The organism is Curvibacter sp. GW821-FHT09D12 (assembly GCF_059416245.1).
This window is the reverse complement of the sequence record NZ_JBWKOU010000003.1, coordinates 77427-99155: the sequence shown is the minus strand read 5'-3', so window position 1 is coordinate 99155 and position 21729 is coordinate 77427. Positions and strand designations below refer to the sequence as shown.

Annotated in this window: 20 protein-coding genes; 18 read left to right on the top strand and 2 right to left on the bottom strand. The window is 61.7% G+C overall.

Annotated elements, in window-relative coordinates; all coding sequences use genetic code 11:
- The first annotated feature begins 2 nt into the window (after positions 1-2).
- The 14 genes from AC07PT_RS05410 to AC07PT_RS05345 all read left to right on the top strand — a co-directional run bounded on the left by AC07PT_RS05410 (position 3) and on the right by AC07PT_RS05345 (position 14701).
- Positions 3-371 carry a cupin domain-containing protein gene (locus tag AC07PT_RS05410; protein WP_494656038.1) on the top strand — a complete coding sequence of 123 codons (369 nt, stop codon included), beginning with the start codon at positions 3-5 and terminating at the stop codon, positions 369-371.
- Positions 365-1102, top strand: coding sequence for a glycosyltransferase family 2 protein (locus tag AC07PT_RS05405; RefSeq protein ID WP_494656037.1), 738 nt, complete (start codon positions 365-367; stop codon positions 1100-1102). Before AC07PT_RS05410 ends, AC07PT_RS05405 begins: the two co-directional genes overlap by 7 nt.
- Positions 1103-1123: 21 nt before the next feature.
- Complete coding sequence (locus AC07PT_RS05400; RefSeq protein ID WP_494656036.1) at positions 1124-2017, top strand: NAD-dependent epimerase/dehydratase family protein; 894 nt, start codon at positions 1124-1126, stop codon at positions 2015-2017.
- On the top strand, positions 2017-3048 hold the full coding sequence (locus tag AC07PT_RS05395; RefSeq protein ID WP_494656035.1) for a GDP-mannose 4,6-dehydratase: 1032 nt from the start codon (positions 2017-2019) through the stop codon (positions 3046-3048). Before AC07PT_RS05400 ends, AC07PT_RS05395 begins: the two co-directional genes overlap by 1 nt.
- 50 nt (positions 3049-3098) lie before the next feature.
- The gene (locus AC07PT_RS05390) at positions 3099-4130 is read left to right on the top strand and encodes a GHMP family kinase ATP-binding protein (RefSeq protein WP_494656034.1); all 1032 of its coding nucleotides are present in this window, start codon (positions 3099-3101) and stop codon (positions 4128-4130) included.
- On the top strand, positions 4115-4720 hold the full coding sequence (locus AC07PT_RS05385) for a D-sedoheptulose 7-phosphate isomerase (RefSeq protein ID WP_494656033.1): 606 nt from the start codon (positions 4115-4117) through the stop codon (positions 4718-4720). The genes AC07PT_RS05390 and AC07PT_RS05385 overlap by 16 nt, the downstream gene beginning before the upstream one ends.
- A complete protein-coding gene (locus AC07PT_RS05380; RefSeq protein WP_494656032.1) occupies positions 4717-5988 on the top strand; it encodes an HAD-IIIA family hydrolase in 1272 nt (423 codons plus the stop codon). The genes AC07PT_RS05385 and AC07PT_RS05380 overlap by 4 nt, the downstream gene beginning before the upstream one ends.
- Positions 5985-7268 carry a sulfotransferase family protein gene (locus AC07PT_RS05375; protein ID WP_494656031.1) on the top strand — a complete coding sequence of 428 codons (1284 nt, stop codon included), beginning with the start codon at positions 5985-5987 and terminating at the stop codon, positions 7266-7268. The genes AC07PT_RS05380 and AC07PT_RS05375 overlap by 4 nt, the downstream gene beginning before the upstream one ends.
- Positions 7269-7448: 180 nt before the next feature.
- A complete protein-coding gene (locus AC07PT_RS05370) occupies positions 7449-9284 on the top strand; it encodes a YncE family protein (protein WP_494656030.1) in 1836 nt (611 codons plus the stop codon).
- Positions 9285-9312: 28 nt separating this feature from the next.
- On the top strand, positions 9313-10014 hold the full coding sequence (locus AC07PT_RS05365) for a sulfotransferase family 2 domain-containing protein (protein ID WP_494656029.1): 702 nt from the start codon (positions 9313-9315) through the stop codon (positions 10012-10014).
- A gap of 136 nt (positions 10015-10150) precedes the next feature.
- Entirely contained in the window at positions 10151-10858 is a 708-nt protein-coding gene (locus tag AC07PT_RS05360; RefSeq protein WP_494656028.1) for a hypothetical protein, read from the top strand.
- Positions 10859-10875: 17 nt separating this feature from the next.
- Positions 10876-12153 carry a glycosyltransferase family 2 protein gene (locus AC07PT_RS05355; protein ID WP_494656027.1) on the top strand — a complete coding sequence of 426 codons (1278 nt, stop codon included), beginning with the start codon at positions 10876-10878 and terminating at the stop codon, positions 12151-12153.
- Positions 12154-12265: 112 nt separating this feature from the next.
- Entirely contained in the window at positions 12266-13120 is an 855-nt protein-coding gene (gene cysQ / locus AC07PT_RS05350; RefSeq protein WP_494656026.1) for a 3'(2'),5'-bisphosphate nucleotidase CysQ, read from the top strand.
- A gap of 9 nt (positions 13121-13129) precedes the next feature.
- Complete coding sequence (locus tag AC07PT_RS05345; RefSeq protein WP_494656025.1) at positions 13130-14701, top strand: glycosyltransferase family 4 protein; 1572 nt, start codon at positions 13130-13132, stop codon at positions 14699-14701.
- A 49-nt stretch (positions 14702-14750) separates the two neighbouring features.
- Here the strand turns inward: AC07PT_RS05345 and AC07PT_RS05340 are convergent, their stop codons facing one another.
- Positions 14751-16067: a glycosyltransferase family 4 protein gene (locus AC07PT_RS05340; protein WP_494656023.1), complete on the bottom strand. Its 1317-nt coding sequence runs from the start codon at positions 16065-16067 to the stop codon at positions 14751-14753.
- Complete coding sequence (locus AC07PT_RS05335) at positions 16060-16941, bottom strand: FkbM family methyltransferase (RefSeq protein WP_494656021.1); 882 nt, start codon at positions 16939-16941, stop codon at positions 16060-16062. The genes AC07PT_RS05340 and AC07PT_RS05335 overlap by 8 nt, the downstream gene beginning before the upstream one ends.
- 147 nt (positions 16942-17088) lie before the next feature.
- On the opposite strand from AC07PT_RS05335, the gene AC07PT_RS05330 reads away from it, so the two are divergent.
- The 4 genes from AC07PT_RS05330 to AC07PT_RS05315 are packed head-to-tail and all read left to right on the top strand — an operon-like array spanning position 17089 to position 21548.
- Positions 17089-18300 (top strand): polysaccharide biosynthesis/export family protein, encoded by a 1212-nt coding sequence (locus AC07PT_RS05330; protein ID WP_494656020.1) that lies wholly within the window; start codon positions 17089-17091, stop codon positions 18298-18300.
- Positions 18301-18353: 53 nt separating this feature from the next.
- On the top strand, positions 18354-19520 hold the full coding sequence (locus tag AC07PT_RS05325; protein WP_494656019.1) for a glycosyltransferase family 4 protein: 1167 nt from the start codon (positions 18354-18356) through the stop codon (positions 19518-19520).
- Between the two features lie 10 nt (positions 19521-19530).
- Entirely contained in the window at positions 19531-20763 is a 1233-nt protein-coding gene (locus AC07PT_RS05320) for a capsule polysaccharide biogenesis protein (protein WP_494656018.1), read from the top strand.
- The gene (locus tag AC07PT_RS05315) at positions 20760-21548 is read left to right on the top strand and encodes an SDR family NAD(P)-dependent oxidoreductase (RefSeq protein WP_494656017.1); all 789 of its coding nucleotides are present in this window, start codon (positions 20760-20762) and stop codon (positions 21546-21548) included. The genes AC07PT_RS05320 and AC07PT_RS05315 overlap by 4 nt, the downstream gene beginning before the upstream one ends.
- Positions 21549-21729: the final 181 nt, after the last annotated feature.

Genomic DNA, 21729 nt, shown 5'->3' with positions numbered 1-21729 from the left:
AAATGGCACTGACCAATCAACACTCCAAAGGTTTACACATGAAAGTGGCGAAGTTAGCCGAAATGCACCGAGGGTGGTTTGTTGGAGATTTCAACCCAACCGTTTTCCAGACCCAGGCTGCAGAAGTGGGTGTCAAGCACTATGCCGCGGGAGCGCAGGAGGAACGGCATCATCACAAAATAGCAACCGAGATCACGACCATCCTGTCTGGCCAAGTCCGGATGAATGGCCAGGACTTTTTTCCCGGTGATATTGTGACGATTACCCCCAACGAAAGCACTGATTTCCAGGCGATCACTGATGCCATGACCGTGGTGGTCAAGGTCCCAGGGGTGTTGGATGACAAGTTCCCGGGAGAGGCGTCGTGTTGAATATCGTGATACCGATGGCAGGGCACGGCAGCCGTTTCAAGCAAGTTGGCTACCCAGACCCCAAGCCCTTGATCCCTGTGAATGGGGTCCCCATGATCAAGGTCGTGATAGACAACCTTCGACCTCGACAAGCCCACCGCTATATTTTCATATGTCTACAGCAGCATCTGCGTGAACATGCCTTGGCCGAGAAACTACAAGCATGGGCACCCGGATGCCATGTCAGGGCGGTTGACCAGGTTACCGATGGAGCAGCCTGCACCGTCTTGCTGACCAAAGACCTGATCGACACCCCAGCTCCGCTGATGATCGCCAACTGCGATCAGTACATTGACGTGGCCATCGACGATTATCTATTGACATTGCAATCCAATGACCTGGATGGCTTGATCATGACCATGAAGGCCACCGATCCCAAATGGTCATTCGTCAAATTGAACAGCCAGGGGCTGGTTTCGGAAGTGGTCGAGAAGGTCGTGGTCTCAGATGAAGCTACGGTCGGAATCTACAATTACCGGCATGGAAATCATTTTGTCGCGGCAGCCGAGCAGATGATTTCAAAGAACCTGCGGGTCAATCAAGAGTTCTATGTCGCCCCGGCCTATAACGAAATGATTGCGCAAGGCGGGCGCATCGGGATTTACAACATTGGGGCAGACCGGGCGGGCATGTACGGTTTGGGTGTGCCAGCTGACCTGGAATATTTCACCGCTCTGTCTAAATTCATTTGAAAACACCAGACCATCCATCCCATGATTCACAAAGCGATGAATGCCCAACCGAACTTGCTTGTCATTGGTGCCGCAGGGTACATCGGCAAGGCCTTGCTCCAGCAGGCCAAAATGCGAGGCCCAGCCCTGGGCACCTCGTCCAGTGGCCAGGGCGGTTCATGGCCCCTGAGGCTGGAGGCACCCGAAGATTTTGACTACAACCGCATCCAAACTGGAGATGTGGTCTTCGTCACTGCCGCCATTTCTGCGCCCGATGTGTGTGCACGGGAACCTGAGCGCGCCAAAACGGTGAATGTGACCGGCACCATGGTCTTGATTGACAACGCCCTCCGACAGGGTGCTCGGGTGGTTTTTTTCTCAAGCGACACGGTCTATGGCGAGCGCGCGCAAGCCTTTGATGAGCAGGCGCCTTGCCAACCCGCCGGTGACTATGCAGCGATGAAACATGAGGTGGAACAGCACTTCGCGGACAAACCCCAATTCAAGTCGATTCGCCTGTCGCATGTGTTCTCGCGCGAGGACAAGTTCACTTCGTACATCACCGGCTGTGCGCAACGCCAGGTGCCTGTCGAATTGTTCCATCCGTTCTTGCGCGCCATGGTCCATCGCGATGATGTGGTCGCCGGTGCGCTGGCCCTGGCAGAGCGCTGGGATGCCACGCCTGAGTCGGTCATCAACTTTGGTGGACCCGACTGTGTGTCGCGGGTCGATCTGGCAAGCTGTCTCCAGAAAAACTGCTTTCCGGACCTGCAACTGCAGGTGACGCAGCCCCCCGACGATTTTTTCAAACAGCGCCCCCGCGTGATCGCCATGACCTCCCCGGTTTTGGCGCGCCTGCTGGATCGATCACCTCGCTCAGTGGAGGAGGCGGTGCGCCTGGAGTTTCCCCAGTTCAACAGGAGCCGTGCCAATTGATGAAGAAAAAAATATTGATCACCGGCGTGACAGGCCAGGTTGGCTCTCAACTCGCAGATTACCTGCTGGAGAACTCTGCCTATGACGTGGTGGGCATGATGCGTTGGCAGGAGCCGATGGACAACCTCTATCACCTGACACAGCGCATCAACCGCAAGGACAGAATCAGCCTGTTTTACGCCGACCTCAACGACTACGCGGCCTTGAGTCGCATGATCAAAAGCGTCAGACCCGATGGCATTTCGCACCTGGCGGCACAGTCCTATCCCAAGACCTCGGTCGACATCCCTCTCGAAACACTGCAAACCAACATCATCGGTACGGCCAACCTGCTGGAGTGCGTCCGGCAGCAAAGAGAGGCCGATGGTTATGACCCGGTGATCCATGTCTGCTCGTCGAGCGAGGTTTACGGACGGGCCAAGGCCGGTGCCAAGCTGGCCGAAGATACGCCGTTCCATGGCGCCAGCCCCTACAGCATCAGCAAGATCGGCGCCGACTACCTGGGGCGCTATTACGGCGAGGCCTATGGACTGCGCACGGTCATCACCCGCATGGGCACCCACTCGGGACCGCGGCGCAGCGATGTTTTTTTTGAAAGCACGGTGGCCAAGCAGATTGCACTGATCGAGGCGGGCTACCAAGAGCCAGTGATCCGGGTCGGCAACCTCGCCAGCACCCGAACCTTTCAAGACGCACGCGATGCGGTGAGAGCCTACTTTTTGCTGATCGAGGCCAGTGCCCAAGGCAAGATCCCTTGCGGGGCGTACTTCAACATCGCCGGCGAGGAAGCGTTCCAGTTGCCTGAGGTGATCGAGTTGCTGCTTGGCATGAGCACGCGCCAAGACATTCAGGTGCTCAGCGATCAGGAGCGCTTTCGACCGATCGACGCCGACTACCAAATGTTCGACAACACCAAGATCCGTTCTGCCATCGATTGGGCGCCCCAGATTCCGGCCCGGCAAATGTTCGCCGATTTGCTCCAGCACTGGCGCAATGAGATTGCCAAAGGTCGGATTCCGTTGAACCGCTAGAAAATGCCAGAACAGATGGATTGAACCTGTTGACCAACCGAAATGACACCATGACCGTGATTCGCGCCCGAGCGCCCCTGCGCCTCGGCTTGGCCGGCGGAGGCTCCGACGTCTCGCCCTTTTGCGATATCCATGGCGGCTATGTGCTCAACGCCTCCATTGATCGGTATGCCTATGCCGTGATCAAAACGCTGAAGGAGCCCTTCATCCGCTTGATTGCGACCGACCAGCAATCCGAGCAAGTCCAGGCTTGCACGGCCCAACTGCCACTGGACGGATCGCTGAACCTGCACAAAGCGGTCTACAACCACATCGTGGCCCACTACCACGGCGGGGTACCGATCGCCCTGGAACTGAGCACCTTCTGTGACGCCCCTGCGGGATCGGGCCTGGGCTCATCATCGACCTTGGTGGTGGCCATGATCCGAGCCTTTGCCGAGCTATTGAACCTGCCACTGGACGACTACACACTGGCGAAGATTGCCCACCAGATCGAACGGGTGGACTGTGGCTTGCAAGGGGGCAGGCAGGATCAATACTCGGCCACCTTTGGCGGCTTCAATTTCATGGAGTTCTACGCTGAAGAGCGGGCCATCATCAATCCGCTGCGGATCAAGAACTGGATTCTGTGCGAGTTGGAGGCCTCTTTGCTACTGTACTTCACCGGGGTATCGCGCGAGTCCGCCAACATCATCTCTGATCAAAGCAACAACGTGAAGGCTGGTGCGGCAGATGCCCTGGAGGCCATGCAAGGCATCAAGCGCGAGGCGCTGGTGATGAAGGAATGCCTTTTGCGGGGCGACTTTGCGGGCTTTGTAGCGTCCATGCGGGTCGGCTGGGATAACAAGAAACGTTCTGCCAAAACCGTCTCCAACCGCGACATCGACGCGGTGTACGACGCTGCCATGGCTGCTGGCGCATTCGCGGGCAAGGTGTCGGGGGCGGGCGGCGGTGGTTTCATGTGGTTTTTTGTGCCCACCGAAAAGCGCATGGACGTCGTTCGCGCGCTCCAGGGCTTTGGCGGGCAGGTGAGCAATTGCCATTTCACCAAGAGTGGGACACAAGCATGGAGACTGGCATGAAGCGCCACATCATCCACCAACTGGAAGAGGCGGCCCGGGTGCTGGCCGCCATGGCCCGAGATGAGGCATTGCACGCCCGCATCGAGGCAGCGGCCCAGGCCTGCGTACGGGCCTTTGAGCAGGGGAACAAAGTCATGCTGGCCGGCAATGGCGGCAGCGCGGCCGATGCCCAGCACATTGCCGCCGAGTTGGTGAGCCGATTTGCATTTGATCGCCCAGGTTTGCCCGCGATGGCCTTGACAACCGACAGTTCCATTCTGACGGCCATTGGCAATGACCTGGGCTATGCGCGCGTGTTCGTGCGCCAGTTGCAAGCTCATGCACGACCGGGCGATGTGTTCATTGCTTACTCCACCTCGGGCCAGTCGCCCAACGTCATCCTGGCACTGCAGGAGGCGCAGACACTGGGGCTGATCACCATTGGCCTGACCGGGAATCGCGGCGGCCCCATGGAAGGGCTGTGTGACCACTACCTGACCGTGCCCAGCACAGACACCCCCAAGATCCAGGAGGGGCATGCCGTGCTGGGACACATCCTGTGCGGTCTGATCGAGCAATCGCTGTTCGGTGGCACCGAGGCCGCGCCATGAGCACGGTGTCCACGTCGGCCGATCCTCCGCACGCCATGCCTTTGAATCAGGCACTGATCCTGGTGGGTGGCAAAGGCACGCGTTTGGGTGCTCATACCGCCCACCGGCCCAAGCCCATGATGGAGGTCGGCGCGCGGCCCTTCCTGCAACAAGTGATTGAGGAGGTCGCCCGGCATGGCATCACCGACATCGTGCTGCTGTGTGGCCACATGGCCGGGCACATCGTCGAGGCCTTTGAGGGCATGGTGGTATGCCAGGCACGGGTGCGCTGCGTCACAGAGCCCTGCCCTATGGGCACCGCCGGAGCCATCACGCAGGTGAGCGATTCGCTCCAAGAGCAGTTCCTCTTGCTCAATGGGGACTCCTTTTTTGACCTGAACCTCTTGGATCTGCCGTCGCTGGCCCCGGGCTCGGACTGGCTTGGCAAGGTCGCCTTGCGACCGCTGGCCGATACAGGACGGTATGGCACAGTGGGGCTGGCGGGCGAGCAAATCACCTCGTTTGCTGAAAAGGCGGCACAAGGGCCAGGGCTGATCAACGGCGGCGTCTATCTGTTGCGGCGGGATGTGCTTCAGGACATCGTCAAGGTCCCCTGCTCGCTGGAAACCGAGCTCCTGCCCAAGCTGGTGGACCGAGGCAGACTGTTCGGGCGCGCCTACCCGCGCTACTTCATCGACATCGGCATCCCGGAGGATTTGAAACGTGCCCAAGCCCAGTTGCCCCTGCGCCGGCCGGCTCTGTTCTTTGATCGCGATGGTGTGCTCAACCAAGACGCGGGCTACACCCACCGCGAGCAGGACTTCCGCTGGATGCCTGGTGCGCCAGAGGCCATCCGCCATTGCAACGACCAGGGATGGCTGGTGATCGTCGTGACCAACCAAGCGGGTATCGCGCGAGGCTACTACGATGCCGCCGCCGTCGAGCAACTGCATGGCTGGATGCAAGCCCAACTGCAGGCGATCGGGGCTCACATCGATGCCTTCTACTACTGCCCCCATCATCCGGAGGGGACAGTGGCAGCGCTGACCATGACCTGCGATTGTCGCAAACCCCAACCCGGCATGCTCAGACAAGCGCTGCGCGACTGGCCTCAGATCGACCCGGCCAGATCCCGCCTGATTGGCGACAAGCCCTCGGACATCGAAGCCGCCCAGCGAGCGGGACTGGAGGGCTGCTTGTTCGAAGGCCAGGACCTGCTGGGCTTGGTCACGCGCCTTGTGCTGCCCGCCTCCATCGACCCAGCCCCCCAAGGCAAGGCTTCAGAATGAACGAGCCCCTCCCGACGACCCGCCACACCACCCTGCTGGTGGCGGGCATGCACCGCAGCGGCACCTCGGCCCTCACCCGGCTGCTCAATTTGCTGGGGGCCACGCTGCCAGCCAATCTGATGGCACCACACAGCCAATTCAACCCGACCGGCTTTTGGGAATCCAACGATGTGATTGCCATCAACGATCAACTACTGAGGGAGGCTGGTTCCCACTGGGATGATGTGCGTGCGCTGCCCCTGGAGGCACTCACTGCAGCCACGCAGGCGTCCTTTCGCAAGGCAGTCGACCAACTGCGCCAGGCGTACCCATCCCAAGACAGCCCATTGGTCATCAAGGACCCCCGCATCGCGCGCCTCCTACCGTTGTGGATTGAGGCCCTGCAACAACAACGAAGCGCCGTCATGGTCGTCATCACCGTGCGTCACCCACTGGAGGTGGCGGCCAGCCTGGCGCGCAGAGAAGGCTTTGGCGTTGAACGGTCGGTGTCCCTGTGGCTGCGCCATGTGCTCGATGCCATTCGCTACAGCACCGACGTGCCCTGCGCCATTGTGGTGTACGACGAGTTGATGCGGGATTGGCACGGTACCCTGGAGCGCTTGCGCCAGGAGTTGGACCTCGTCTGGCCCACCCCAATCACCCAAGCCGAATCGGCCATCGAGCACTTTCTGGACCAGGATTTGCGCCACCACCAGGCCGATCCGCAGGCGTTGGAGGCACTCCGGCCCCATGCCATCACGCAGTGGGCCATGCGCCTGTACGAGGCCTTGCTGCACCGGGCACCCGACCTGGCCGATCTGGCCGAGCGTATCCATCAGGAACTGAGTGAACTGGAGCACCTGTATGCCCCACTCCTGGAGGACTACCAGCGCCAACGCGAACGCGAACGTGAGGAGCACGGCACCACGCGGCAGGCACTGGCCAAGGCCTACCAACATGCCGAAGAACTGGAGCAACGACTTCGGGCGGAGCGCCTGGTGTACCAGCACCTGGAGGCAGAATTCGCCACCAAATGCGATCACGTGCAACTGCTGCAATCTGAGGTTGCCGATCTCAAGCATGCCATCCAGGCCGGCGAGACCAGCCTCCCCTCGGCCAGCCCCAACCTTCTCGATCCGCCCGTGTCATTGATGGGTCCCTTGCGCGCACTTGAACAGCAGGTGCGGGCCCAGCAAGACCAGTCCGGACGCCTGCACCGCGAACACTTGAGAGACCGGGACGCCCTGACCCGCACCCAAGCCCAATTGGACCTCCTCAAAGAACTGCTGGCCAAGCGCTAGCCTCCATGCGAAGCGCCTGCCCTTGTCCACGTGACCAGGAAGCGACCCTCCACTCAAGCCATGATCACACTCGCACCCCACACGGAAATTCGGAGTTTTGACAGCAACTACCGCTCCGAGGATGTCCGATTTTCACCGTCCGGACGCCGCCTCGCGGTGGTCGCGACGGATGGCTGCCTCTTGCTCTTCTCGGTCAACCTGGAGGTCAGTCCGATTGTGGTGGAGGCCCAGGTGGAGTTTCGTTCGCCCAGCCTGTTGATACCGCATGGTGTCGAGTTCCTGGGGGAGGACATGGTCGTTGTCGCAAGCCGCAACGGCAGCCTCGCCTTCTTTCAGATTCCACCAGCCTCCCAGTGGTACGACGGGTATGTGCTGCAGCCCGTGCACGAAGTGGTGTCTCCCTTGTTCGGTCGAACCGGCGTCACCCGCAAGCTGCGGGACCGTGACTTGTTCTGTGGACCCGGCTCGGTGCGTCTGTTCAACGGTGTCTTGTTTGTGACCTGCAATTACATGAACACTGTCTCCACTTTCCGGTGCCAGCGCCATGGACAGGACCTGCAAATCGAGGAAGGGGTGGTCATCGCCCATGAGGGGTTGAGCGTCGTCGATGGCATTGCACTGAGCGAAGATGGCCGCCTGATGGCCTTGAGCGACCACGACCACCGCAGGGTGGTGGTCTACCGCAACACGGGGCGACCTTCAGAGCGTTCAAACCCGATGCCGGGGCCGGGCGATTTCCGCTTCGCTTGTTCCCTGACAGACTTTGACATGCACTTCCCCCATGGATTGCGCTTTGGACCCAATGGGACGGCGCTCTACGCCGTGGATGCGGGTGGGCGCTACGTCCATGCCTTCAGAACCCGGGACGATTGGCAATCGGACATCCACCACAGCACGGTCAAGACATTCGGCATCGACCTCGGCGCCTTTCACAAGTCGCAGCAGGCCGTCAAGGAGGCCCACCGCATCCTGGAAGGTGGAGGCAAAGGGCTGGACATCGACCCCAGTGCACGCTTCTTGGTCGTCACTTGTCGCAATCAATCGCTGCGATTTTTTGAGTTGGATCCAAGCGCGCGGGTGTCTGCCTCCCCACCCGCGCAAGCGGCCGTGCGGGAGGCCGCACGGAGCGAGGTGGCGCTGTCCTGCCTGGTGGATGACACCCCCGGCATCTGGCGCAGCCTGATGCCCTGGCTGGCCACGGCCACGCGCCTGGCCAACATCGCGCCGGAGCACATTCATGTCCACCATGTGTGCGAATTGCCACCGGACGTGACCCGACTTTGCGGTCAGTTGGGTGTGCGGACCCACGCCGTCTCGCGCTTCGATGAGCGCAACAGCTATGCGAACAAGATCATCCAGGGGGACACCGATTTTGGTCAGGTCAACCGTGTCGTCCTGACGGATGTGGACGTCGTTTTCACGGCGCCCCTCCCCTTTGAGGAACTGAGCGACGCGGTGGCAGGCAAGAGCGTGGACATGGAAAACCCGCCACTGCAGCTGCTGGAAAACCTATTCCGTGAAGCCGGGGTGCCCATGCTCGGCCTGGTTTCCAATGGGTACAGCCGCCAAGGCGTGAGCAAGGTATTCAACACCGCGATCGGGAATTTCAATGGCGGCTTCTACTGCATCCCTCGAACCGCCCTGGTGCAGCTGAGCAAACGCTGGGGCGTGTGGGTGCGATGGCTGCTGTCTCGCACCGAACTCATGGAACGCTGGGCCCAGCATGTGGACCAGATCGGATTCTGCCTGGCGCTCAATGACCTGAGATTGCCCGCCCAGGTCCTGACAAACCGCTGGAACTACCCGACCCACCTGGATCTGCCCCCGCTCAAGGACGAACCCTGGGTGCTGCACCACCACGCGGCCCTGGACCCAGCGTCACAGTTGGCTGCCCATGCAGACCCGAGCGTCCACCTGGCCGTGCGGCGGGTCAACCATGCCATCGCGAGCTTCATGCAGGAGCACGGGCTCCACGGCATGCGGCCCTCCACCGGTACCGCGGCCGCCCTCACTTGAGGTCGCCTCCACCTTCTTGAACACAAGCATGCTCGCTTACGACCCAGCCCACCCCTTGATCTGCATCCACATTCCCAAGACCGCCGGGACCTCGGTCCACGAGCTGTTCAAGCAGTGGTTCGGTGATGGTTTGCTGACACACTACTACCGAGAAGCCAGCTGCGAAATGCCGGACAGGCATGATATTTTCGACCTGCACCGCCCCCAGCGGCCGATTGCCGTGTACGGCCACTTCAATCGGCGCCGCCATTTTGGTGTCGAGGACTATTACCCGCAAGCCAAGCAGTTCATCACCATCATGCGCGACCCCCTGGAGCGCCTGGTATCGCACTACTACTACATCCAGAAGGTGGCACAGGGCTGGAAGAAGCACACCGAGCCCCTGGACCCCGATCTGTTGAACTATGTCCGGACCACCCCCTCGGTGATGCTGAACTACTTCCCGAGGGTGATCACTTTTGACAACTACCGAGACATCATCGAGCAGTACTTCATTGAGATTGGCATCATGGAGAACTTGAACGGCTCGCTGCAAAGCATCGCCCACAAGCTCAACAAGCCATTCAGCCCCAGTGCGCTGGAGCACCTGAATGCGACCGAACGCAGTGAAACCGTCCCCGATGCCGTGCGCGATCAATTCATCGAGAACAATGCTTTGGAGTACACCGTTTACCACTACGCCAAAGACCGCCTGACCCGGCAGTTGGGCGAGCCGCGTCAAGCCACTTAAGCATGCTCAGGGCCGCCTCTGCGCCGATTCCCGTGGGTGGGCTTTCTGAAGCAGCACTGCTATGGCAGTGGCCCCAGGGAGAATAAGTGGGCCATGCACCACAGAACCCCATGCGATCTGAGAGAGACTGTTTCAAATGACCCTCCTCCTGTCCCACATTCCCAAAACGGCGGGGACCTCCTTGCGCCGACTGGTCGAGAAATGCCATCCCGACGTGGTTTTTGCCTACCACGGTGAACTATCGCTCCTGAATCCCCAGCTTGATTTCGTCAACTCCTTCAGAAGCCGGCCCGGCGGCGCCCCCTCAGTATTGATGGGCCATTTTTCCTATGGCGTGCACCGGCTTTTGCAGCTTCAGCCTACTTATGCGACCGTGTTGCGCCACCCTCTTGATCGTGTGGTCTCGCTGTACCGCTATCAAAAAAGCCTGCCGGACTCCCGCTTCGCCCACCATTTTCAACAGCAGATCAGCCTGCGGGAGTTTGTGCAGCGAGGCCTCACGGAAATGACCAACAACCATGCCTGCCGGGTCATTGCGGGCATTGCACCCGATGCCGGGATGTTGATCAATGAGCGCTGGTTACTGGACTTGGCCCTGCACAATCTGCAGCGGCATTACCTGCTGGTGGGTACGTTGGACAACCTGAGCGATTTCCTGGCGGCCTTAGGCGCAAGGCTCCATTGGCCCCCGCTAGCTTTCCCGAAGGAGAATGTCACGATGGGCCCCACACTGGAATTGGACAGCACGACACGCGACTGCATCCTTGAGCACAATGCGCTGGATCTGGCCTTGTACCAGCATGTCCTGGCGACAGGCCAGGCGCATGCTGCCCAACCCCGCTGAGCGCCTGACAACCCACCATGCAACACCCCGTGATCAGTTTGATCGTCCCGCTGTACAACCACCTGACCCAGACCCAGGCGATGCTGGCTTCGCTGCACGCGTCTCTGCCTCCGGGCTTGGCCTGCGAGGTGATTCTGGTGGACGATGGCTCCACCGACGGCACCCGCGAATGGCTGGCCCAGTTGACCCACCCAGGCATACAGAGGGTGCTCAACCCGTGCAACCTGGGCTATGCCAAAGCCATGAATGCGGGCTTGGCGCGAGCCCGCGGCGCACTGGTGGCCTTGCTCAACAACGACCTGGTGCTCTCGCCTGGCTGGCTGGAACCCATGTTGGAGGCCTTGTCAGACCCCTCACTGCAGGCTGGCCTCGTGGGCAATGTGCAAACACGCATCGCAGACGGCACGCTGGACCACGCAGGCATCCACATGACCGACCAAGGCAAGCTCGCCCATGTGCAGGACTGGCCTGGCGCTGGGCAGGTGTCTGCGCGGGTGTTCGCCGTGACCGGCGCATGCTGCCTGGTGAGGCGTGAGTTGCTGGACAGCGTGGGTGGCCTCAACGAAGGCTTTGTCAACGGTGCCGAAGACATTGATTTGTGCCAAAAAATCAAGGCGAAAGGCTTTCACATCGCCATGGCCTACCGCAGCGTGGTGGCCCACCATGTGAGCCTGAGCCGCGACCGTGCCAGTCCCCAGAATGAGGTGAACAGCCGGCATTTGCAGGCGTGTTGGCGCAGCGAGTTCAAACGCGAACTCGCCCGCGTGTGGCATGCCCGGCTCACGCGCCTTGCCCCCCCGATGCACCACCAGGGCCTGGACGGGCAATGGCGTGCCGACGTCCTGGCCACGCCCCACGCCTTGGCCCAATTGATCGCGGAGAACGTTCTGCAGCAAGAGGAAGACTACTGGGCACGCACCCTCGATCAAATCGAACCCCATGCCATGGTGGCGGACCGCTGCCTGGTGCAGGGCCTTTCGTGGAGCCCTTTGCACAACGGCCATGTGCTGAGCAACACGGCCTGGTTGCAGGTGTCCGGGCTGCGCAGCCTGCGCAACTTCTATGTTTGTGGGCGAACGCTCCCGACCCCCGGCGCAGGGCCGACGGTGGTGACCTTGAGCGCCAATGGGCTGCAGGACAAATCCGTGACCCTGCCACCGGAGGCCGATGTGAATGCAGGGCTGCTTCGTCCCCTGGTACTCCCCGGCCTCAACAACTGCTTCCAAGTCGTCACCACGGCCCCCTTGCTGGTGTCGCACTTCGTCCTGGATGACCAGCGGGTGCCTGTCGGCTGACACAACTCACCGGACCGCAGTGCCTCCGTCGCGCGCCAAGGTCAAACCTGCCACCGAAGGCAATGGCACCCCCTGTTCCTGAAACACCCCCACCCCGAGGTAGGCCCGACCAATGCCAAACATTCCCGTCACCGCCACACTGCTGGCAACCCTGTGCTGCACCGCTCGCCACGCTGGCCAGGCCATCCTGGAGGTTTACCACCAGCGCAGCGGAGCGGTTTGGCACAAAGAAGATGCCAGCCCCCTGACCGAGGCCGATCTGCGAGCCGATGCCGTGATCCGGCAAGCGCTGGAGGCCAACTTTCCCGGCGTCTTCATCCTGTCCGAAGAGTCGCGCACCGAGGGCGACAGCAGCGCCCTCGCGTGCCAGACGTTTTTTTTGGTGGACCCACTGGATGGCACCAAGGAATTCGTGAAACGCAGCGGAGAGTTCACGGTGACCATTGCACTGGTGCAACAGGGCGCAACGGTCGCGGGTGTCGTGTATGCGCCGGTGTCGGGGGAGTTGTTCTATGCCGGCCAGGGGCTGGGAGCCTGGAAGCAGCAGGGGGACGACGGCACCGCCCAGGCCTTGCAGACTGCAGCCTGGGCCCCCTCCAAGCCCCTGCGGGTGTTGGGCAGCCGCTCACACGGAGACGGGCAGCTCGCCGCCTGGCTGGCCCAGTTGACGAATGAACACTGCCTGGTACGTGCCGGCAGCTCGCTGAAATTTTGTCGCATTGCCGAGGGGCTGGCTGACATCTACCCGCGTTTCGGGCCCACGTCCCAGTGGGATACGGCAGCCGCGCAATGTGTACTGGAGGCGGCTGGTGGCGCCGTACTCGATGGGGATGGACAGCCTTTGATCTATGGCTTGCAGCGCCCCCTGCTGAACCCCGAATTTGCGGCCGTGGGCTCACCGGCGCTGGCGGCTTTTTGGCGACAGTTCTGCCCGCTGCCGGCCGCATCAGGCCCAGGCGCCGCGTGAGGCCGCCCGATGCAGTTTTTTTACGATGTCACCGAACTGGCGCAGCGCGATCACCACACGGGCATACAAAGGGTGGTGCGCAGCATCCTGATGCAGCTGATGAGCAACCCACCGCCAGGCTGTACCGTCGAACCCGTGCGGGCTCGCCGCCACCAGGAGGGCTATCTCTATGCCCGGCGGTTCACCAGGGCATTCCTCGGTGCGACAGCGCAGGCGGCCGGCGATGCCATCGACAGCCCGATTGAGCCCGATGCCGGCGACATTTTCCTGCGCCTGGAATTGCAACCCGAGGTCGTTTTGGCGCAGGCCGACACCTATGCCGACCTGCGCGGCGTGGGGGTGAAGGTGTTTTTTGGTGTGCATGATCTGCTGCCGATCCACATGCCGCAGTACTTCCCCGAAGGCACGGCTGAGGCGCACCATCGCTGGCTGGGCCGATTGGCGCGGGCTGACGGCCTGGTGTGTGTGTCCCGTACCGTGGCCGATGAGGTGGCGCAGTGGATGACAGGGGAGTCCATCCAGCGCCTGCGGCCGCTCAAGCTGGGTTGGTTTCATTTGGGTGCGGACCTGGCGGGATCAGCGCCCACCCGAGGTCTGCCGCCCGACGCCCGCCAGGTCCTGGCAGCCCTGGCCGCCGCACCCAGCTTCCTGATGGTCAGCACACTGGAGCCTCGCAAAGGTCATCGCCAGGCACTCGCGGCATTCGAGCAACTCTGGGCACGCGGAGACCGGGTCCAGTTGGTGCTGGTGGGCCAGCATGGCTGGCACATGACGCCGTTTGTGGACGGCCTGAAAAGTCATCCGGAGCTGGGGCGACGCTTGCATTGGCTACACCCGGTGAGTGACGAATACCTGGACCAGATCTACGCCGCATGCACCTGCTTACTGGCCGCCTCGGAAGGTGAAGGTTTTGGGCTGCCCTTGATCGAGGCGGCGCGCCATCAACGGCCCATCCTCGCCCGGGATCTACCCGTGTTCCACGAAGTGGCCGGCCCTCATGCCACCTATTTCTCGGGCCTGAGTCCCGAGACACTGGCCCATGCAGTGACCCATTGGCTCGCCTTGCATACCGGCGGACGGGCGCCTTTGTCCACCCCTCTGCGCGTGCAAAGCTGGAAGGAAAGCACCGAACAGCTGATGCAGGTGCTGCTGGGTGGGCAATGGCACCAAGACTGGGTGAGCGACGGCGTGTTGCGCCTGCATGGCGATGATCCCCGGCTCCACAGCCATGGCGGGCAACGCTTGGGCCGGCAGATACACAGCACGGGACAGTCGGGCCACCTGGTGTACGGGCCGTATGTCTTTCTGGCGGCGGGCCGCTATGAAGTTCGCCTCCTGGGGCGATTTGCAGGCCCGCGCGGCGCCAACCCCAACATGGAGGTCACAGCTGATGGCGGCAACCGCCGGCTGGCGCGCCTGGACCTTTACGGCCACGGCCTGGATGAGGACAGTGAACGCGTCCTCGCTTTTGAACTGAAGGACGATTGCGCTGACCTGGAGGTACGGGTGTGGGTGGAGGACTGCAACGTCGTGGCCGTGCATCGGATGGAAATTCACCCCCTGCCCGTTCACACTCGCTGAGCAGTCACCCTCGGCCGGTCCTTGCCGCAAGCCCGTTTTGTGCCACCGATCAGTCCCTAGAGCGTTGGCGTTTGTCGATCACCGACTGATACAGGCGCTGCAGGCGCTGAGCATAGGCCTCCTCATTGAAGCGCTTGGCCTGGACCAAGCCTTGTGCTTGCAGCCGGGCACGCCAAGCATCGTCTTCATCCAGGGCGCGCATGGCTTCAGCCATCGCCTGGGTGTTGTAGGGGTCCACCAGGCAGGCCGCGTTGCCAGCAACTTCGATCAGGCTGCTGGTGTTGGAGGTCAACACTGGCGTCCCCAGTGCCATGGACTCAAGGACCGGCAGGCCAAATCCTTCGTACAGCGACGGGAAGAACGTGGCCTTGGCGCCGCGGACCACACTGATCAGCAGGGAAAATGGCAGGTACTCCAGGCGAATGACCCGCGCAGACTGGCCAAGCGCCTTCAGGAGGGTCAGCAAGCGCAGCTCCTCCTCCGACTCCCAGCCAGGTGCACCCACGATCACCAGGGGGGTTTTCAGGCCACTGCCCAGGTAGGCCTCCAACATGCGATGGAGGTTCTTCTTGGGCTCGATCGCGCCAAAAAACAGGTAGTAATCCTTGTAGCGCAGGTCAAAGATACCCGCCAGCTCCGCCCGCAGGACCGCCTCGCTCTTGCCCAGCACTTCAGGTGGAAAGTTCACCGACTGGTAGGTGTTGGTGACCTGGTCGGGGTGCGCCCCAAGCAAGTTGATGATGTCCTGGCGCGATGCTTCGGACACGGTGACGATGTGATCGGCCGTGTCAACGATCTGCTTGCACAGCCTGTAGTAGCGGCGCTTGTGGTCCAGCGTGGTGTGGGGCAAACGCAGCGGAACCAGGTCGTGCAAGGTGTAGATGTTGAACGCACCGCGCGCCTTGATGGCCAAGGGGTAGGTCCAGTGGGCAATGTCCACCCCGGGGAGGGCCACTTGCCCAAACCGCCCCCACCAGCGAAAGCTGGTGGCGCATCGCTCGTAAACCTGGGTGCTGTTCCAAAGATGGTCGAAGGCAGGCAGTTTGTCCTTCATGGACTCCGCCACCACGCGCCCCGTCAGTGTGACGGTGTCCACCTCGCAGCCGAGGGACGCGGTGCTTGACTCTAGCCAATGCCGTGCGCCATGCAACCAGCGTTTGGATGGGCCGACGGCGACATCAAAAAACGCAATCTCGGTGAGCAGAGGGTTATTGCTTTTGACCGACCTGCGTCCGTACAGCACCCCCACGTCGTGGCCAAGGGCTTGAAGGGTGCGACTGAGGTTTCTGCCATAGGTCGCCACCCCCGTGCCTTTGGCCAAGCCCAGGTTGAACCCATCCAGGGCGATTGTCAGGGCCTCAGTCATGAGTCAGGTAAACCATCCAGTCTTCATTGCGGCGCTCGTTCTGGATCATCTCCCGCGTCAGTGGCTTGATGCGACCATCAAAGTCAATGTGCGACACCCGCTTGAATTGCCCTTGCATGTCCTGGAAGAAGGCCTCCCACGGGTAACCTCGACTGGCATTGAATTCCAGGCATATCTGGATTTCGGGGTTGTTGCGAATGGTGTTTTGCATGCCACGCCAGATGTCGTACTCGGCCCCCTCCGCGTCGATCTTGACCATGCCCACCTGGCTCAATTCGAGGCTGTCCAAGGACAGGGATTGGACCTGCAAAAACTGGGCATGATCACCGTACACAGTCTTAAAGCCCTGTTTCTGTGCCTCGGACTGCATGATCAGCGCGTTCTGGGGGTTGGCTCGCGGGATCCCGAGCGTCAAGGTCCCACCGGTTCCGTGACCCACGGCTTCCTCGCGCACGCGGACTCGGTTGGCAAAGTTGTTCAGGCCCACGGTGGTTCTCACCATGCCCGCCAGACGCGGGTTGGGCTCGAAAGCCAGGACCTGGCCTGACGGGCCCACGGCCTCAGCCATCAGCAGGGTGTAGTAGCCCAGATTGGCGCCCACATCCAGGGCCAGCGTGCCAGGCTTGGTCAAGCGCGCCAGGGCCGAGCTGATCCACATTTCCCAGTACCCTTGCAGCATCAAATGGGGGCTGAGCCCTTTGTCCCGCAAATCCACCCAGGTCAAATACTTGCCCAAGACCACGGCAACCGCCATCTCATCCAGCACCGGGACCACCTTGCATCGGGAGATGCAATAGGCCTCGATCAACGAACGGTTGGCTGGGTCGGCCAAATCAGCCAGCGTGAGCTGGTAATTGCCGACCTGCCTTTTCATGTGCGTACGCAGATTTTGCTGACTCGAAGAGCGGAAAAGACGTTTGAGCATGGTCAGGGGGTACGAGAGGGTGAGAGATCTAAATGCAGACGCAATGGGTTGCACCATACAATGAGAATGTAACTTTTGGGCGGCTTGACCAGCTTTATGCACTCAACATCAACTCACTGGCAAGATCGACTGAAGCGGCAATTCTGGGCAGTTCCCCTGCCCTTCTGCCTGCTTGCCCTGTCGGGGTGCGCCACGGACTCGTCCTGGCTGCCCTCGGCTGGCCCCAATGCCAAGACGGTCCTGGCCTCGGCCCAACCGGCCCAGGCAAGCGTTATTCAGTTGGTGGATATCGACGAGGCTGTTGCACGCAAGGTGCTAGCCAGCCAGCAACGCAGCCTGTTCTCTCAAACGATGAGCCCGTCGGTGATTTCAGGCTTGGTCGGTCCTGGCGATGTACTGGAGATTTCCATTTGGGAAGCCCCTCCAGCCAACTTGTTTGGCTCGGCTGTGATCGATGCACGCTCCGGAGCGTCCGGCTCCCGCATGACCACACTGCCCGAGCAGATGATCAACAGCACTGGCACCATCAACGTGCCCTTTGCCGGTCCGATCCAGGCTGGAGGCCAAACTCCCCAGGCGATTGAGGCGGCGATCGTGCGGGCGCTTCAGACCAAGGCCAACCAGCCGCAGGTGCTGGTGCGCGTCACTCGCAACGCCAGCGCCAACGTCACCGTGGTGGGTGAAGTGGCGGCGAGCCTGCGCATGCCCTTGACCGCCAAGGGTGAACGGCTGTTGGATGCGCTGGCTGCAGCTGGTGGTGTGCGTCAACCCGTGGGCAAAACCACGGTACAACTGACCCGGGGCCAATTGGTGCAATCCCTGCCGCTGGACACGGTCATCCAAGATCCCAGGCAAAACGTTCCGCTGCAAGCGGGTGACGTTGTCACGGCCTTGCACCAGCCCCTGAGCTTCACGGTCCTCGGCGCCACTGGCAAGAACGAAGAGTTGAATTTTGAAGCGCAAGGCATCAGCCTGGCGCAGGCGTTGGCGCGTGCGGGTGGCCTGCAGGAGCAGCGCGCCGACGCCCAAGGCCTCTTCATCTTCCGCTTTGAAGATCCTGCAGCGCTGCTGAGCGACAAGGACGCGCAGGGGCAGCCCCTGCGTGCAACACCTGACGGTCGCGTCCCAGTGGTCTACCGGGTGGACTTGCGCGATCCAGCGATGTTTTTTGTGGCCCAGAATTTTCCAATTCGCAACAAGGACGTGCTCTACATCGCCAACGCCCCTGCGGTGGAACTGCAAAAGTTCCTGAACATCATGTTCTCCCTGGTCTTCCCCATCTACAACCTTCGGGCCCTGGGAAATTGAGCGTCAACGGAGCGCCCGCCACGGTGCCTGAGACGCATGGGCCTGGCGAGCTTTTGATAGACGTCACACGCTTGCTGATCCAGGCCGTGGCCCGGCAGCGCCCCACAGGCATTGACCGGGTGTGTTTGGCCTATGTGCGCCATTTTGCAAACACCAGCCGGGCCGTGATTCAGGTGCGCCACGGGATCTTCTCGTACAACCGCATCCTGTCTCGCGCCGATTCGGTTGTCCTGTTCGAGCGCCTGCTTCAACCCGGCCCTGACTTCAGGCCATGGTTGACTGGATTCGCAGTCCGGCGCGGGTGGCGACATCAACGCGCGTCCCCGGTGCGCGGCCAGGTGTACCTGAACGTGGGGCACATGGGGATCGGCGTGCCGGGCTTTACCCAATGGTTGCAGCGTCTGGAGGTCAAGCCGGTCTTCATGGTGCATGACCTGATCCCCATCTCCCACCCGGAGTACTGCGTGCCCGGCGCACTGGATCGCCACGTCGCTCGCATGCACACGGTGCTGCGGCACGGCGCCGGGGTAATCACCAATTCGCAAGCCTCGCTGCAGGCCCTGCAAGGTTTCGCCCGGCAAGAGCGGCTGCCCCTGCCCCCCACTGTGACGGCGCTGCTGGGGGTCGAAGAGCTTCAGGGCCAGAGCAGCAGCACGCTGCCAGATCGCCCCCTGCCCGGCCCCTATTTCGTGGTGCTCGGTACCCTGGAAGCGCGCAAGAACCACTTGCTGCTGTTTCAGGTCTGGCGGCGTTGGCGGGCGCAAGGCGGCCCGGACATTGCGCGCTTGGTGGTGATCGGCAAGCGCGGCTGGGAGGCAGAGAGCGCACTCGACATGCTGGACCGGTGCGAGGCCTTGGAGGACGTCGTGCTGGAGAAACCAGACTGCAGCGATGCCGAGTTGCAGGGCTACTTGCAACATGCGCAAGCATTGCTCTTCCCGTCCCACGCCGAAGGATTTGGACTGCCCTTGGTCGAGGCACTGAATGAGGGTACGCCAGTGATTGCCAGCGATTTGCCCGTTTTCAAAGAGATCGCCCAGGAGATCCCTGACTACCTCGACCCCTTGGACGGCCTGGCCTGGCTGAACGCGGTGCAAGACTACGCCACGGTGCACAGCCCCCGGCGAGCCGCGCAACTGGCGCGCCTGCAGGGTTACCAAGCACCCCAATGGAGCACCCACTTCGCCCAAGTGGATGCCTTCCTGGACCCACTGCGCTGAGCGGCCTCTCATGCCTCGTCGCACCTTCATCAGCCTGCAAGGCGTTGCCTCACCGTTCTTCTCCGAACTGAACCAACAGCTCCGGGCAGCGGGGCACCGCACCCATCGCATCAATTTCTGTGGCGGGGACCTGTTGTTTTCTTGGGCCGAACCCCATTCGAACTACACGGGCTCGCTCGATGAATTGCCGGCTTGGCTGATGCCAAAGCTGAAGCAATGGGAAGCCACGGACCTGCTGCTATTTGGCGACTGCCGTGGCATCCACAGGTCCGCCATCGCCGTGGCGCGTCAACTACGCCTCCGCATTCATGTGTTTGAAGAAGGCTATCTGCGGCCGGACTGGATCACTCTGGAAGAGGATGGCGTGAACGGATACTCCCCCATGTCCCTGGCACCCTCGGACATCCTGGCCTGGGCCAAGCAAAGACCTGCGGGCCCTGCCACGGCCTCCCCGCCCGGGGCCACGGGCTCCCACCTCCCAATCAGGGCCTTGTACGACATTGCCTACCGCCTGGCCAACACCGCCTGCTGCTGGCTGTTTCCAAATTACCAGACGCACCGCCCTCACAACGGCATTCTTGAGTACGCAGGCCTGGCTCGGCGCTTTGGTCTGAACGGGTGGTTTGCCCGTGAGGCCAGAGCCGTGACCAAGCAACTCATGGCCTGCAAGACGCACTACTTTCTTTTTCCCTTGCAATTGAACGCCGACTCGCAAATCCGGACACACTCCCCATTCCCGGACGTCATTGCAGCCATCGAAACTGTGCTGACCTCTTTTCACAAAACCGACTTCCCACCGGGCCTGGACCAGATGACTTTATTGATAAAGAATCACCCCTTGGACACAGGGTTGGCCGGCTACCGGCGCTATGTCGAACGGCGCACGCGTGAACTGCGGCTGGAGGCGCGCGTTCAGTTCATCGAAGCAGGCGACCTGCCCTTGCTACTGCGCCACGCGCAAGGTGTCGTGCTGGTCAACAGCACGGTGGGACTGAGTGCCCTGGCCCTGAACCGCCCCGTCTACGCCCTGGGAGAGGCCATCTACAGGCAACCCGGGCTCACGGCCACAGGCTCATTGGACTCATTCTGGCGCCAACCCCAAGCCCCCGACCCAGGCTTCGTGACCGCCTTCCTGGCGTACATCCAGGCACACAGCCAGGTTGCCGGAGATTTTTACGCTCCCGCAGGCAGGCAGCTTGCAGTTTCCACCTGTGTGGCTCGCCTGCTCAAGGAACCCGAATGACCACGCCAATGCCCCCCCGGGTGGTGGTCATCACGGGCGCCAGTGGTGCCATCGGCGCGGCCTTGGCCGAGGCCTACGCGGCACCCGGCATGTGCCTCGCGCTGCAAGGGCGGAACGCGCAACGACTTCATGCCACCGCCAACCGTTGTCGTGCGCAGGGGGCCGACGTCGATCTGTGCGAGATGGATGTTCGGGACGCCACCGCGCTGCGCAACTGGCTGGAGAACTATGACACCCGACACCCCGTGGATCTCCTGATTGCCGATGCCGGCGTCGCCCACGTCGTCACGCATCTAGACCAGTGGGAAACGCCCAACGAATTGAGCGAGGTGATCAGCACCAACCTTTGGGGTACTCTGAACACGGTACTCCCTGTGGCCGACCGCATGCGTCTGAGGGGTGCCGGGCATGTTGCGATCGTCAGCTCCCTGGCCGCCTTCAGGGGCATGGCCATCTCGCCCGCCTACTGCGCTAGCAAATCCGCATTGCACGCCTGGGGCCAATCCGTCCGCCCCTTGCTGAGTGCCTCAGGCATATCACTCACCCTGATCTACCCTGGGTTCGTGAAATCCGAGATGAGTGACGCCTTTCCTGCCAGCAAGCCATTTTTGATGTCGGCACACCAGGCGGCCCAGCGCATCCGCCGGGGTCTGGACGCCCGAAAGGCCAGCCTGGTATTTCCAGCCTTGCTGGGCCTGGGCATCAAACTTCTGCAACTGCTGCCCGACCCCTGGGCTGACAGGGTGATGCACCTTTTGACCCTGGCACCCCAGCGACGGACATGATGGAGGGATTGCTTACGGCCACCTGGCTGGCCACGTTGCTCCTTTCGCTGCCATTGGATCGATTGCCAGCGCCCTCGGTGAGGCCCTGGCGGGAGCGTTCGGCCAAATCTGTGGGCCTGCATCTGGCAGCGGTGAGTGCCCTTTTTTTGGTGTTCCTGTCCCTGTGGGGGCGTCCAGCGTC

What these genes read in the sequence shown, in the direction of transcription:
- AC07PT_RS05395 (WP_494656035.1), top strand. Translation starts at nt 2,017, where the DNA reads ATGAAGAAAAAAATATTGATCACCGGCGTGACAGGCCAGGTTGGCTCT.
- AC07PT_RS05365 (WP_494656029.1), top strand. Translation starts at nt 9,313, where the DNA reads ATGCTCGCTTACGACCCAGCCCACCCCTTGATCTGCATCCACATTCCC.
- AC07PT_RS05340 (WP_494656023.1), bottom strand. Translation starts at nt 16,067, where the DNA reads ATGACTGAGGCCCTGACAATCGCCCTGGATGGGTTCAACCTGGGCTTG.
- AC07PT_RS05380 (WP_494656032.1), top strand. Translation starts at nt 4,717, where the DNA reads ATGAGCACGGTGTCCACGTCGGCCGATCCTCCGCACGCCATGCCTTTG.
- AC07PT_RS05335 (WP_494656021.1), bottom strand. Translation starts at nt 16,941, where the DNA reads ATGAAAAGGCAGGTCGGCAATTACCAGCTCACGCTGGCTGATTTGGCC.
- AC07PT_RS05315 (WP_494656017.1), top strand. Translation starts at nt 20,760, where the DNA reads ATGACCACGCCAATGCCCCCCCGGGTGGTGGTCATCACGGGCGCCAGT.
- AC07PT_RS05390 (WP_494656034.1), top strand. Translation starts at nt 3,099, where the DNA reads ATGACCGTGATTCGCGCCCGAGCGCCCCTGCGCCTCGGCTTGGCCGGC.
- cysQ (WP_494656026.1), top strand. Translation starts at nt 12,266, where the DNA reads ATGCCAAACATTCCCGTCACCGCCACACTGCTGGCAACCCTGTGCTGC.
- AC07PT_RS05360 (WP_494656028.1), top strand. Translation starts at nt 10,151, where the DNA reads ATGACCCTCCTCCTGTCCCACATTCCCAAAACGGCGGGGACCTCCTTG.
- AC07PT_RS05375 (WP_494656031.1), top strand. Translation starts at nt 5,985, where the DNA reads ATGAACGAGCCCCTCCCGACGACCCGCCACACCACCCTGCTGGTGGCG.
- AC07PT_RS05330 (WP_494656020.1), top strand. Translation starts at nt 17,089, where the DNA reads ATGCACTCAACATCAACTCACTGGCAAGATCGACTGAAGCGGCAATTC.
- AC07PT_RS05385 (WP_494656033.1), top strand. Translation starts at nt 4,115, where the DNA reads ATGGAGACTGGCATGAAGCGCCACATCATCCACCAACTGGAAGAGGCG.
- AC07PT_RS05410 (WP_494656038.1), top strand. Translation starts at nt 3, where the DNA reads ATGGCACTGACCAATCAACACTCCAAAGGTTTACACATGAAAGTGGCG.
- AC07PT_RS05345 (WP_494656025.1), top strand. Translation starts at nt 13,130, where the DNA reads ATGCAGTTTTTTTACGATGTCACCGAACTGGCGCAGCGCGATCACCAC.
- AC07PT_RS05320 (WP_494656018.1), top strand. Translation starts at nt 19,531, where the DNA reads ATGCCTCGTCGCACCTTCATCAGCCTGCAAGGCGTTGCCTCACCGTTC.
- AC07PT_RS05355 (WP_494656027.1), top strand. Translation starts at nt 10,876, where the DNA reads ATGCAACACCCCGTGATCAGTTTGATCGTCCCGCTGTACAACCACCTG.
- AC07PT_RS05400 (WP_494656036.1), top strand. Translation starts at nt 1,124, where the DNA reads ATGATTCACAAAGCGATGAATGCCCAACCGAACTTGCTTGTCATTGGT.